This is a genomic window from Thermodesulfobacteriota bacterium (genome assembly GCA_040757775.1).
Taxonomy (GTDB): Bacteria; Desulfobacterota; UBA8473; order UBA8473; family UBA8473; genus UBA8473.
Genome location: JBFLWQ010000011.1, coordinates 80,089 through 92,369, shown reverse-complemented (window position 1 = coordinate 92,369; position 12,281 = coordinate 80,089). Strand labels below are relative to the sequence as shown.

The following is a 12,281-nucleotide window of genomic DNA, read 5'->3' as shown; positions in this document are numbered from 1 at the left end:
TTCAAAGATCCGGGAGTGGCTGAGTAATAACGATGACAAGCCTGGCAAGACAGGTAAACCAAGAAAGAGCAACATCACGGACAACGAGTCTGCCAAGATGAAGACCTCTCATGGAGTTATCCAGGGTTATGACGGCGTGACGGCGGTAGACAGCAAGCGCCAGGTTATAGTTCATGCAGAGGCATTTGGAGAAGCACAGGAACACGACTTATTGAAACCGATGGTCGAGGGTGTGCGGGAGAACTTTAATGCCATTGAGAAAGAAGAAGACATTTTTACAGAAACGAAACTGACAGCAGATAGTGGATTCCATACGGAAAAGAATATGGAGATGCTTTTTACCGGGGGGATAGATGCTTATATAGCAGATAATCTTTTTCGGAAGCGAGATCCCCGGTTTGCCGACTACGAGCGTTACAAAGAGCGTAGCAGGAAAGAACGAGCTGAACGGGCCAGACAGAAGGGGCATGCTCCGCTTTTTAGTGTCAGAGATTTCATCTTTGACAAGGAACTGCGCTATTGTCTGTGTCCTGCTGGTAAACGACTCTACCGCAGTGGCGCCAACGTTGTAGTGAAGATCTTTCGGGCATATAAGTTTAAGGGCCCCAAGTCGGCCTGCCTTCCATGCGCCCTTCGTTCCCAATGCCTGCGGTATCCGGAGCGTACGGAGATACGGCAGGTTGCTTATTTTGTGGGAAGGTCGGCAAAAGGCGAGATTACCTTTACAGAGAGGATGAAGCGAAAGATCGACTCTGCTTTAGGTAGAGTTCTTTACGGAATGCGGCTGGCAATAAGTGAGCCACCGTTTGCCCATATTACATCAGCTATAGGACTCGACCGTTTCACATTGCGGGGGAAGATCAAGGTGAATACACAGTGGAATCTCTTCTGTATAGTGCACAACGTTAAGAAGATACACCGGTATGGATTGGGATTTGCCTGATGTACCCGAATGATGGTAAGATAAGCAGAGATGAAGCTAAACAAAGCAACGCCACCCGATATCTTCATAGATTGAAGGAAAGGCAATAATGCTTCGCCGGAAAAATTTATAGCCTCTGCCAAGTTAAAAGCCTGAAAAAATCCGTTTTTATCAGGAAACTACTTCCCTGTAAAAGGACTTTTTCTACAGACTCGTTATGCGAAAATAAAAAATGAGATAGAAGGTACAACAGACTAAAAGCTTTTAATTAAAATCAAAAAAAGGTAGAATTCTAAAATGGTGAACCTCTGGAATAATGACGTTGAAAAAAAGTTTTTTATTGAATCCTCTAAATTTGCCTCTCCCGAACAGTTGTTCTATGTAACAGCCGAAGGCAGCTATCTCGCTTATTGGCCCAAAGGGTATAAAGGGAAGAAAAGCACACTTCAAAGCAGAAATTCTTTAATTGGAAAGTTTACCGAAAAATGGACAAAGGACTTAATCCAAGAGGCTGTTAAAGATAAGGGGCTGTTTGCAGTTCAAGGGGCGATCTGTGAGGAAATTGCCTTATCAAACATGTCTCCTGCCGATGTCGTCATTTCAAAAAACAAAAATATAATACAGAAACCAGGGGACATCTTGACCATAGTTGAGGTTAAGATGTCCATCGTCTGGAACTGGAAATTCCATTCAAATTCCCTATCCTGTATTGGTGATTATAAAACTCATCAGGGAAATCCCGGGTTATTACGTTCAGATTCGATGCTAAAAGCTATAGGCAAAAGCATAAACATAAGGGTCTCAAGCTTCAAGGCTTCAACGATTCCATTAATTGTTGTGGGCAATACTCCCATTACAGAGAGCTACTTTTCAAAAGTTGACCATTTGAAAGTTGCTGGAATCATACAGGGTTTTTGGTCTGTAAATCCTAGGCCATTGGACGATAAAAGAGAAAACATCAAAAAAAACCGAGAAGGAGGGATTTATTCGGTTTGATGATTTTGAAGAATTAAAAAGAGCGCTCAATGTTTTGTTGGCAGAGGAAAGGAATTATTTTTCAAGTATGAAGAGTAAGAATGAATTGGGGAAGATTATTGAAACTGCAAATCTTGAAGGCACATACGAAAAGAAAGCTGAAGTTTTTTTAAGGCTTATTAAGGAATAATAAAACATGCCAGATTTTAAATTCAAACGCAATGGAACAAAAACGAGTTCCTTCGGAGCTCCAGGGCGGATCAATCACGATTCTTCAGAGTTTTATTCCAGCAAAATGTATGCAGGTAAACAACCTCCTAAACGGGTTAAGTTCATTGAAAACAACATACCCCCTGAAAACATAGACAAAATCTACTGCAAATCAAGTGAAGTTATGGATGAACTACCTGATTACAGTGTCCATTTAATGATCACTTCTCCACCATATAATGTAAAAAAGGAATACGATAAAGATCTTTCCCTCGACGATTACAGAGCATTATTAAAGGCTGTATTCAAAGAGACTTACAAGAAACTTGTAACCGGGGGGAAGGCTTGTATTAATGTGGCTAATCTCGGCAGGAAACCATATATCCCACTCCATAGTTATATCATAGAAGACATGCTTGAAATCGGATATCTGATGAGGGGCGAAATTATCTGGGATAAGGCTTCAAGCGCCAGCCCCTCAACTGCTTGGGGAAGTTGGCAGTCGGCTGCTAATCCTGTATTGAGGGATATACACGAATATATTTTAATTTTTTCAAAGGAATCGTTTTCTAGAAAACGAGGATATAAAAAGGACACTATCGGTAAAGAAGAATTCCTCGAATGGACCAAAAGCGTCTGGACCTTTCCGGCCGTTTCTGCACGCAGTATAGGGCATCCGGCTCCTTTTCCAGAGGAACTACCCCACCGCTTAATCCAGCTCTATACTTTCAAAGACGATGTTGTATTAGACCCTTTTTGTGGTAGCGGAACCGCTTGCCTTGCCGCCTTAAAAGACAAGAGGCACTATATTGGGTATGACATAGAACCTGAATATATAAAACTGACAAATCAAAGGATAAGGGCATATTCAAGCCAAGGGACCTTATTTGATAACGAAAGACCTTCCCGAACCATGAATCCAACTGGTGAGTTGGCACAGCAAAACATTCAAAAACCCGCATAACAACCGGCTGGACTTGATCGCTAAAACCTGCGGCAAGTCAGCCGAGGTGTTGAATCTGTAGAAAAAGTCTGGATGTCTCCAGTTACTTTATGATATGGCAGATTTATGGTACTATCACTGCAATAATATGAGGTCAAAACCTGTCTGCCTGACAGGCAGGCGCTTAACCTTTATGCAAGGAGATTGCAGTGGCTAGGTACAGATATTATTCTTGACAAAACACCACCTAAGATGTACACTTGAATGTACACATGAGGAGGTGTGTAAATGAAAAGCGTCGCATTCACAGATTTCCGCAAAAAGGCTTCAGATTTAATAACTGAAGTGGAGCATGGAGAAACGCTTATTCTTCTTAGGCACGGGAAACCAGTAGCTGAGATAGTCCCTTTTTCTGAAAAAGTACAAAGAACCCCAGCATGGAAACTATCAGGAATCCGTTTGCGTATCCAGGGAAGCGATTTATCTTCGGCTATCTTAGAAGAACGTGAGACGACCTCATGAAGCTTGCAGTTGATTCATCATCGTTTGCCAAAAGATATGTGCAAGAGACTGGTAGTGAAGAACTGGAAGGCTTTTTGGAGGATGCTTCGGAGTTAGCTTTCTCTATTGTTTTAGTGCCTGAAATTATGTCTGGCCTCAACAGGCGGCTAAGAGAGCACATTTTAACTATCGTTGATTATAGGGCTGTAAAAAAGCAACTGATGGATGATATTAGAGATGCAACTGTTTTGCAGATAACCCCTTCAGTAATCTCTCGTTCGGTAAAGCTCTTAGAGAACAATGCGTTACGCGCACTGGACTCTCTTCATGTCGCATGTGCTCTTGAGTGGAAGGCTGACCTGTTTATAACCTCTGACAAAAGACAATTTATGGCTGCAAAAAATTCAGGTCTTCATGCTGAATATATCGGCCAACCAGCCATTGGAGCCGATCGCTAACGCTCTAGCTCAACTTCACGTTGAATCTATAGGAAAAGGGCAATATAAAACAGGGACTTGGGAACGTTATTTATAATTAACACTACTTACTATGGGGGGATGGTTTTCGATCTTGAGGAGTAAAGAGCAGCTTTTTTATAAGTCTATTATGAATGTTTTACCGCTTTGATATTCTTAACTATTTAAAAAAGGAGGATAAAAAAGATGGATCTAGGTTTAGCAGGGAAAAATGTTATTGTCATGGGCGGAGGTTCAAATATAGGCAGAGCTATTTCGATGCTGTTTGCAGAGGAAAAGGCAAATGTCCTGATAGGTGATTGGGATGAAAAACAGGCAGAGAAGACAGCTGGAGACATAAAGAACCTTGGCGTTAAAGGTATAGCCGTGAAAACCGATGTTTCTGATTGGAACAGTGTGCAAAATACTGTAAAAAAAGCTTTGGAAGAATTCGGCTCAATAGATATTTTAATCAACAATGCAGGTTGGGCAGTTGACCGGCTCTTTGTGGAAAAACCAAGGAGTGAGTGGGAGAAAGAGATATCTATAAATTACTGGGGCGTTATAAACGGCATAAGGGCCGTTCTTGATCATATGATAGAAAGGAAGCAGGGAAGCATAATCAGTATCGGGTCGGATGCAGGAAGAATGGGAGAGTATAGGGAGGCTGTATATGCTGGGTGCAAGGGCGGAGTAATTGCGCTTACAAAAACTATAGCAAGGGAAAATGGGCGTTTCGGGATTAGGCTTAATGTAGTGTGCCCGGGGCTTACTCCTGGCAGGCTTGAAGATTGCGGTGAAATGAGCCTGTGGAAAGGTGAAGAGGGTGAGGTATTCTCACCTGAGGCTCAAGAAAGAGCTAAAAAGCTATATCCCTTAAGAAAGCTCGGTACGCCTGAAGATATTGCAAACGCAGTTGTTTTTCTTGCTTCCAGCCGTGCAGGTCATATAACGGGCCAGACTTTAAGCGTAAGTGGTGGGTATACGATGATGTAATTCGTCAAACCAGTTTGAAGTTATAAGGGGTATTCTTAAGATTATTTTCGCTATTCTGTATTCTGTCATTCCGTGCTTGACCCCGTGTCTGGAAACTGTGTCGTAATAGGGGAAAATGTCATTCCGAATCTGCCTCTTGTGGATGAGGAATTTTAACATCTTAATATTACTAATGATTTAGATTTCTAGCTTTGCTCGAAATGACAAAAAAGGGGATTGTGACACAGTCTTCAAGGGAGGGGAGACATTTTTGGTAAAGCTATTTATGAGTCAAAGCACCAACTAACTTTATGAGAGAATTAAATATCCTGAAAAAGAACAAAATAGATGCGGAATATCAAGCTTGTTATCGAATACGATGGTACCAACTATCACGGCTGGCAGATTCAGCCCAATGCAGTGACTATACAGGAGACCATCGAGGAAAGGTTACAGAAAATCACCCAGGAAGAAATCAGACTGATTGCAGCAGGGAGAACAGATGCAGGTGTTCATGCCGTAGAACAGGTAGCAAATTTTCCCACCAATTCTCGACTTGAAATAAACAACATACAGAGGGGGCTTAACAGCCTGCTTCCTCCTGATATTTCTATTAAAGAAATTAGTGAGGTAGAACAAGATTTTCATGCCCGATACAGCGCCAAAAGCAAGATATACAGATATGTAATCCTGAACCAGAGGTTTCCTTCTCCCCTATACAGGAATTTCTCCTGGTTTATACCCTTTAAATTGAACGTTAAGAAAATGAAAAAGGCTGTGAAATGCCTCATCGGGAAACACGATTTTTCTTCCTTTAAGGCATCAGGTTGCAACAGCCATAACCCTATCAGAGAGGTTTATGCTATATCCCTTGATAAAAGTCCAAAGGGATTCATAATCTTTGAGATTGAAGCCAATGCCTTTTTGAAACAGATGGTAAGAAATATTGTAGGGACAATGGTCGATGTGGGCAATGGTAAAATCGGGGGAAGTGAATTTGAAGAGATACTTAGAGCTAAAGACAGAAAAAAAGCCGGTATAATGGCCCCTCCCCAGGGATTGTTCCTGCTAAAAGTTAATTACTAGTGGACAGCACTAATTAGTCCCTCCTGAAAAAATGGAAGCTTTCATCTTTCCTTTTCCGCTTCATAAATCAACGGCTTTATATCATCACAATGAGCAAAACTTTGATAAACAGGACAATCCCTGCAAGAGGGCAGCTGACAGGAACAATTTTCTCTTAGTACCCAGCAGGGTAGTGTTTTATCTATAAAAGCCTTGCACGAATTTTTTACTTTTATTGAACAACCTCTTATCTTATGGCAAGGAATAAGCGCCATCATACGTCGCATTCCCTCAAAGTTGAGCCCCTCAACCTGTGTCATTTCTTTAATACAACGAATTTTTTCCAACTCTAAATCGGAATAAATCCGTCTTCCTGTAGATGTCTTAAAGGGGATAATCAATCCTTCCCTCTCATACTGGCGAAGAGAATGAACTGAAATATCCAGTTTCTTTGAGGCAATTCCGATTGTATAAACAGGTTCGCTGGATAGTATTTCCTTCTCCACCTTTTTACTTTCTGCCCTTCCTGTTTTCATCCTCTATTTTAGCACCCTTTCAGTTTCTTGTTTGTTTTTTTCGGCATCTCTATTGCTTTCTTTTCAGTCTTTGTTTTATCATCTACGGTCGAAGCCACGGGGGAACCCCCTCCAAAATAGTTACCCACGGCTATTTGTGACTTGTATTTAAGAACCTCATCATCTGAAGCGTTTATAGAGCATTGTGCCGGGTTTAAAATAAAACTGCTCCAATAATTAAAACCTCCTTCAAGGATATAAGCGTCGATGCCCGCAGTCTTCATTACAAGCCATGCCTGACTTGCATGAGAGCTTCCATTGGAATAAATCACAATAATCTTGTCTTTTGGTAACCCTTCAATAGTACTCTTTGTAATTAATTTTTGTAATGGTATATTTTCTGCGCCCTTTATTTTGCCCTTTTCAAATTCTTTTTCGCTTCTGATATCTATTAAAATAAAATCCCTGCGCCCTTCTATTATCCATTCTGAAAGTGTCTGAGGACCTATCTGGTCTGTACCTTCAATTATACTCCTGGCAACAACTTCGGGATCAAACCGATACTTTGAACTATCCTGATAAGGAAGAAAAAGCATTATCCCAGCCAAAATCAGGGCTATTAAAACTCCAATCTGTTTCCCTTGTAGTTTCATGCTTCCTCCTTTTCTCCAAACCTTTTTTCAGCCCACTCAGCACCCCAGAAACCGCCAAGTGCAATCAAAAGAACGAAGGAACCAACAACACCTGCCGATATTCCCAGGATTCCGTATAGTGTTATTCTTTCTCCCCAAAATCCGCTTATAAAGAAATCATTGAATAATGGGATGGTCTCTCCAAAAACAAACACTCCAAAAAGTACCCCGACAATATAAAATAAGGCATCTGTCTTCAATGTGCTGAGACCTACAGCACTCGTACCGGGTCAGTATCCCCCTATAACAAAACCGGCTCCCATGATTAATCCTCCAATAATCCCTGGCCAGAGATAGGTTGGGTTGATATAAATCGAATCAAGATCAAGCCAGCCGAAGGCATTAAAAAAAATCATTCCTGTCATCGCAGTAACAATAGCTGTAAACATCACCTTAAAAACAGTAAGGTCGCGGAAATAAAACTGAAGTGCAAGCTTGCGCGAATTTCCAAAACCTCCCCTTTCGAGAAAAAAACCAAATCCAATGCCTATGAGGAAACCAATCAACAAACTTATCTCCAGCCTAAAATCATGTGTTATTTCTAATGGCGCAAACATTATACTCCTCCTAAATCCACAATTTTCTGAAGACAAATGCAAGGGCATAAGCTCCGGCAAAGATTGACATCATAGTAATCCATGCGCCCAGAGAAAGTGCCGCTCCACCCGAAAGGGCTACTCCACTTGTGCAGCCTCTTGCCAGACGGGCACCAAAACCGAACAAAACACCTCCAATAACAGCAAAAACCCAACGCTGTCTTTTACTTATCCGCGGGCCATGATTCGTTTCCTTTTTTACCCTTCCCGCAAGGGCCCCTGAAATAAGCCCCCCAACAAGGACTCCAACAAGCTCGAATACATACCAATCCTTCAAAGGGTTTGTGTCCCCTCCTCCGTATTTTGCCAGGTACTCGTTCTGGTTAACATGTTCAGGTGAAAAAACCTTTTCGACTGCGACAACTGCACTCATCATAGAACCAGATGCTCCTAATCCATGCCCTGTTATAAAGAATGAAGCCAGAAGAACCAGTCCTAGTCCGACTCCTGCTAGATATGGGGAAGAGTATCTTTTGCCTGCCATACCGTACCTCCTTTTGTATTTACTTCCTCTTTATTAATAACCAATCCATGTTGATACCTGTCCTGCCTCAACGATTATAAACCTCAGCAAAATCCCTCCAAACAATACGAGAGAAGCTGCTATAGTGCCGGGGATTTTTCTGCCTTTCAGTTCCATAAACTCAAGAAAGGCAGGGAGAAGAAGACCAATCCCAAAGAAAAACACCCAGAAATACGTGGTCATCTCTCCGCCTAAAATCAATTGTATTGCCTTTAAATGTTGTTCTGAAGAAGATAACATTCCAGTGATGAATAATATAAGCAAGGATATTTCACCTGCGATTAACCAAATATCTACCCTTGTGAAAAATTCTATTTCTTCATGATCCTTTGAAAATAACACAACCATGGCAACCGCTGTCGAAACCCCTGACACGAGGAAAATAGGTCCCATGATTGGAGAGTTCCAGAAAGGTCGTGCACCAAAAGTACTCAGGAGAATTCCTGTATAGATACCAAGAAGGATACCAAAAGGAATGGCTATCTTCGCTATCAATCTCCTGTGTTTTTCAGAAAAACCGAGAAGCCAGAAATATGCGCTCAGGTATCTCCATATCCTGGGCTTCGATTGAATACAGGCGTCAATCCATAAAGAAGCCTTTGAAAAGCCCTTTCTAAATGTTGTCAGTGTCAGTAAAAAGCTTATCGGATATACAATGAGCAGTATCCAGGAACCCCAAGACATGGGGGATGTAAACCGAAAGGTCGTATAAAATCGCCATACATACAATTTATGCTCAAGGTCTACAAAAAGAGCAAGTATTCCTAAACTCAGAAGTACAGGTGCAAGAAGCGCCAGCCTATTGGCAACAACATGGGATTTCTCTCCTTTGTCTTTCAATAACATAAAAGAAACAACAATCAGTATCCCTGCTGTTACCCCCCCCAGGAAAAGATAAACGGGGACTTCCCACCCCCATATATGGAGATTTGGATCAACAAGATAATTCATTTTATTGGTGGTAATCTCAACTTCCATTATTGTCACCTCAAATAAGATGAAGTCGTAAAAAGTCAGGAAACTCTCTTTCTTGTCATTCCGGCGGACCCCGCACCAAGTACGGGGCAGGCACCGGAATCAAGTAATTTCAAGCACTTCTAGACTCCGGCTTTCGCCGGAGTGACGGCTTTGGGGACTTTTTAGGAGACCGTCAAATAAGATAATAGACATTCGGTCTGGTTCCTGCTTCAGGGATCAATGTTTTGTATCTCCTTTTTCTTAATAGTTTTAAAACGTTACTCACAGACTCATTTACATCACCAAAATCTATAGAATGGGTTGGGCATACAGACGCACACGCCGGGACCAACCCTTTTTTTATACGATGCTCACAAAAAGTACACTTGCTCACATATCCTTCAGGCATTATAAAACGGGCATCGTAGGGACATGCTGCTATACAGGCTTTGCAGCCGGTACATTTGCTTTTGTTCACAAGTACAATATTCGACCCGCTTTTTATATAGCTGGCTCCCGTAGGGCAATAGGTAACACATGGAGGATTCGAGCAATGATTGCACCTCTCGGAACGGATTTCCATATTAAGATTAGGGAATTTTCCCGAAACATCCTCCACAATCCAATCCCTGTGCAGACCTTCGGGAACAAGATTCTCAGTCTTGCATGCGATAACACAGTCACCACAACCCACACAGCTTTTTGTGTCAATGACCATTGCGTATTTTTTCACTTCTCTCTCCTAAACATTAAATGTCACAAAATTTGCTCTCATACCTACTCCTCCCATAATGGGATCGATCTTTGTTCTGGTAATAAGCCCGGTATCACTTGCCCCTTTCATATAAGACCGTTTCAATCTCTTCTGGTCATGACCAAATCCATGAACCATATAAATGCAGTCTGCCCGGATACGTTCGGTCACCTTTACTTTGACTCTGTTGCTTACTACCTGATCCTGGTTTTCGAGCCTGAGATACTGACCGTCCTTTAACCCCCATTCCTTTGACACGTCAGTATTAATCCATATCTCATTTTCTGGATCCATCTGGGTCAAGAGAGGGTTATTCGTTGTTCTTCCGAATGAATGGGATGGGGATCGACCGTAGAGAAGCCTGTAATATCCTTTGGGTGGCTCCTCATGGTGTACATACCTTGGCACGGGATCAAAACCATAGTCCTTCAATGTCTTAGAATAGAGTTCAATCTTACCGCTTGGTGTAGCAAACTTTACTTCCTCTCCTTTGGCGAAATAAAGGGGCGTTTCCCTTTTTAGAACCTTAACCCCAATTTCTTGCATCTCTCTTAAGGAAGTACCAGCTTTTTTTAAGCGGTAATCAAGATATTCCTCTATATTTTTCCATGAAAAGTACTGCCCAAGTCCCATCTTATCTGCCAATTGCTTCGCCATCCACCATGCCGGTTTTGTATTGTATTTCGGTTGGAAAGCTGGCATTCGCAAAGCTATCTGCGATTCCCGCCCCCATTCTGTTCTAAGGTCATCGTAGCGTTCCAGATACGTGCACTCCGGCAAAACAACATCTGCCCAACCCGAAATTTCAGAAGGCAATATATCGACAACAACCAGAAGGTCAAGGTTATGTATCGCCTCGATTGTTTTTTTTCTATCCGGTAATGCATGCAGCAAATTGGTTCCATATACAATCCACCCTTTGAAATTACAGTCACTGCGGGCAGAAGGGATAGTCGCTTCACAAATACCGGAAGATAGCGCAAGGTTTGCCAGCTCAAATTTCCCAGGGAAAGCATCCCGCCAGGATCTTTTTGGTTTCGGAAATTGAGGGTGAGGATATTCTGGAACATCTGGTTCTACCGGCATGAAAAAACCTCCTCTTCTTCCCCAGCTTCCAAGAAGTGCATTGAGAATAGCGCCTGCACGTACACGCTGAGTATCGTCCCCGTACCAGACAACATGCCTCCCAGGATGAATCAATGTTGCAGGCAGATATCTCGCCATCTCCCTTGCCGTCTCTCGTATAATCTCCGGTTTTATAGTTGTTATAGGATATGCCCACTCGGGTGTGTCGTCTTTAACTGATTTTCTCAGTTCATCAAAACCGATTGTATATTTCTTCACATATTCTTTATCATAAAGCTCTTCCTCGATAACGACATTGATCCATGCTAATAAAAGGGCCATATCAGTGCCCGGTTTGATAGGAAGCCAGTATTTAGATTTACTCGCTGCAACCGAAAATCTGGGGTCAACAGTTATTATAGTGGCTCCCCTGTGAATGGCCTGACCAAATTCATAAACCTGAGAACTATGTGTATTTTCACCAATATGGGAGCCTATCAACACTATGCATTTACTGTTGCTCATATCGGTTCGTTCCGGCGTACTGATTGCGTCTCCAAACGTGAGAAGATAAGCTTCTTCTCTTGGCCCACGACAATTGGCATAGGAAGGGGCTGCTATATTATCTGAGCCGTAACCCTGAAGAAAAGTCTTAAAGAAGCTCCCGCCCGTACCATGAGTAAATAGAGCAACACATTCAGGACCATATTCTTTCGCTATTCTCTTCAGTTTAGACGCTATATAATTAAAGGCTTCATCCCAGCTTACCTCTTTGAAAACCTGTTTCCCTCTCTCTTGCATTCTGATTAATGGTGTTTTGAGACGGTCAGGATCGTCATATGCGCCAAACCCGGCAGAACCCTTTGTGCATAGACGCCCGTAGCAATGCTGATCATTCTCATTGCCAATAATTTTCCACGGCTTGCCGTCTAACCTGTATGCCCAACCTGCACATTTAAAAGTACACATCTCACAATATGTTGGGGTTCTCAAAACCTTATGGGGATAAGCATTTCCATAACCCAATACATCAGATGCAAACCTCAGAAGACTCCCACTTGCAGCGAGTCCACCCAAACCTATACCCGAGATTTTTATGAATTCTCTACGGGTAAAATCTCTTTTCATGGCAT

General features: G+C 42.2%; 16 protein-coding genes. 8 read left to right on the top strand and 8 right to left on the bottom strand.

The window, feature by feature from the left end:
* The 8 genes from AB1401_08680 to truA all read left to right on the top strand — a co-directional run.
* On the top strand, window positions 1–943 hold a 943-nt coding region (locus AB1401_08680), incomplete at its 5' end, for a transposase (protein MEW6615523.1).
* 276 nt (window positions 944–1,219) lie between these two features.
* Window positions 1,220–1,918, top strand: a complete 699-nt coding sequence (locus AB1401_08675; GenBank protein ID MEW6615522.1) for a hypothetical protein — start codon at window positions 1,220–1,222, stop codon at window positions 1,916–1,918.
* Window positions 1,919–1,952: 34 nt separating this feature from the next.
* Window positions 1,953–2,087 (top strand): hypothetical protein, encoded by a 135-nt coding sequence (locus tag AB1401_08670; protein ID MEW6615521.1) that lies wholly within the window; start codon window positions 1,953–1,955, stop codon window positions 2,085–2,087.
* A gap of 6 nt (window positions 2,088–2,093) precedes the next feature.
* A complete protein-coding gene (locus AB1401_08665) occupies window positions 2,094–3,071 on the top strand; it encodes a site-specific DNA-methyltransferase (protein MEW6615520.1) in 978 nt (325 codons plus the stop codon).
* 267 nt (window positions 3,072–3,338) lie between these two features.
* Window positions 3,339–3,572 carry a type II toxin-antitoxin system Phd/YefM family antitoxin gene (locus AB1401_08660; GenBank protein ID MEW6615519.1) on the top strand — a complete coding sequence of 78 codons (234 nt, stop codon included), beginning with the start codon at window positions 3,339–3,341 and terminating at the stop codon, window positions 3,570–3,572.
* Window positions 3,569–4,009: a type II toxin-antitoxin system VapC family toxin gene (locus AB1401_08655; protein ID MEW6615518.1), complete on the top strand. Its 441-nt coding sequence runs from the start codon at window positions 3,569–3,571 to the stop codon at window positions 4,007–4,009. Before AB1401_08660 ends, AB1401_08655 begins: the two co-directional genes overlap by 4 nt.
* 204 nt (window positions 4,010–4,213) lie before the next feature.
* Entirely contained in the window at window positions 4,214–5,002 is a 789-nt protein-coding gene (locus AB1401_08650) for an SDR family oxidoreductase (protein MEW6615517.1), read from the top strand.
* Window positions 5,003–5,329: 327 nt separating this feature from the next.
* Window positions 5,330–6,067: a tRNA pseudouridine(38-40) synthase TruA gene (gene truA / locus AB1401_08645; GenBank protein ID MEW6615516.1), complete on the top strand. Its 738-nt coding sequence runs from the start codon at window positions 5,330–5,332 to the stop codon at window positions 6,065–6,067.
* Window positions 6,068–6,108: 41 nt separating this feature from the next.
* Here the strand turns inward: truA and AB1401_08640 are convergent, their stop codons facing one another.
* From AB1401_08640 to AB1401_08605, 8 genes are all read right to left on the bottom strand, one after another.
* On the bottom strand, window positions 6,109–6,582 hold the full coding sequence (locus AB1401_08640; protein ID MEW6615515.1) for a MerR family transcriptional regulator: 474 nt from the start codon (window positions 6,580–6,582) through the stop codon (window positions 6,109–6,111).
* An 8-nt stretch (window positions 6,583–6,590) separates the two neighbouring features.
* Window positions 6,591–7,214, bottom strand: coding sequence for a rhodanese-like domain-containing protein (locus AB1401_08635; protein ID MEW6615514.1), 624 nt, complete (start codon window positions 7,212–7,214; stop codon window positions 6,591–6,593).
* Window positions 7,211–7,408, bottom strand: a complete 198-nt coding sequence (locus AB1401_08630) for a hypothetical protein (GenBank protein ID MEW6615513.1) — start codon at window positions 7,406–7,408, stop codon at window positions 7,211–7,213. The genes AB1401_08635 and AB1401_08630 overlap by 4 nt, the downstream gene beginning before the upstream one ends.
* 75 nt (window positions 7,409–7,483) lie before the next feature.
* The gene (locus AB1401_08625) at window positions 7,484–7,810 is read right to left on the bottom strand and encodes a YeeE/YedE thiosulfate transporter family protein (GenBank protein ID MEW6615512.1); all 327 of its coding nucleotides are present in this window, start codon (window positions 7,808–7,810) and stop codon (window positions 7,484–7,486) included.
* A 10-nt stretch (window positions 7,811–7,820) separates the two neighbouring features.
* A complete protein-coding gene (locus tag AB1401_08620; GenBank protein MEW6615511.1) occupies window positions 7,821–8,333 on the bottom strand; it encodes a YeeE/YedE thiosulfate transporter family protein in 513 nt (170 codons plus the stop codon).
* A 33-nt stretch (window positions 8,334–8,366) separates the two neighbouring features.
* Window positions 8,367–9,350, bottom strand: coding sequence for an NrfD/PsrC family molybdoenzyme membrane anchor subunit (gene nrfD / locus AB1401_08615; GenBank protein MEW6615510.1), 984 nt, complete (start codon window positions 9,348–9,350; stop codon window positions 8,367–8,369).
* A 172-nt stretch (window positions 9,351–9,522) separates the two neighbouring features.
* A complete protein-coding gene (locus AB1401_08610; GenBank protein MEW6615509.1) occupies window positions 9,523–10,062 on the bottom strand; it encodes a 4Fe-4S dicluster domain-containing protein in 540 nt (179 codons plus the stop codon).
* Window positions 10,063–10,071: 9 nt separating this feature from the next.
* Window positions 10,072–12,276, bottom strand: a complete 2,205-nt coding sequence (locus AB1401_08605) for a molybdopterin-dependent oxidoreductase (GenBank protein MEW6615508.1) — start codon at window positions 12,274–12,276, stop codon at window positions 10,072–10,074.
* Window positions 12,277–12,281 lie beyond the last annotated feature (5 nt).